Source organism: Weissella sp. DD23 (assembly GCF_001579105.1).
GTDB classification, from domain to species: Bacteria; Bacillota; Bacilli; order Lactobacillales; family Lactobacillaceae; genus Weissella; species Weissella cibaria.
Map to the genome: position 1 here is coordinate 1 of NZ_KQ970391.1, position 821 is coordinate 821.

Sequence of the window (821 nt, forward strand, 5' to 3'; positions counted from 1 at the left end):
GTTTTTATGTGCGAGGGTTATTGTTTGCGACCATGAAACGCCCCCAGCTATACTTAACTTAATACACAACGTTAACAAGCTGAAAGGAGGGGCGTTTTGAAAAATTGGCGTGTCGTCGGATTGACGGCACTATCCTTAGTACTTGGGGGTGGCGCTTTGGCCAGTTCGAGTGGATTGGTGCCGGAGTTCGCCTCAGAAAAGAAAAAGACCGAAGTTAAAATTCGCTATGTCGATATTCGTACAAATAAAGCGATTCAACCACAAACGGAAAAATTAGTACCAATTGGGGCACATGAACGGTTTAAGCCAGTCGTTGCGACGGGCTACCAAATGCCCAAAGCAATTGAAAAGACGGTGGGCCAAAAGACGGTCATTACATTTAAGTATTTGCCTGAAACATACACGATCAAGGTGCGGTATCTTGATGATATTACTGGTAATGAGGTTAAAGTACGAGAGTATCGTTCAACGTATGGCGCTAAATTGATTTTGCCGACTTATCAACAACAGGGGTATCACCAAAACCCGGGTGATACGATTACGGTGAAGGGGTCTGAGACCATCACTTATCGCTTGCATCGCGCTGAAGCATCGACAGCAATGAGTCGTCAGTCTTCAGCTGCATCACAAGTGAGTGAATCGGTTTCACAATCGGTGGCGTCATCAGTTACAAGTGCAACGCCGTCATCAGTGTCAGCAAGTAGCGCAAGTCAGACAACTGCGCCAGTCACTGTCACGAATGGGCCTAATCAATTGTTGGCCGATGCGACATTGGCAAAGTTACAGCCTTATGCATTGGCGGCCTTGAACGATTATCGCGC

At 46.7% G+C, this 821-nt stretch carries 1 pseudogene; it reads left to right on the forward strand.

Features of this window, described 5'->3' with window-relative positions:
• Positions 1-96: 96 nt before the first annotated feature.
• Positions 97-821 (forward strand): annotated as a pseudogene (locus WEIDD23_RS13415) (hypothetical protein); the annotation flags it as partial.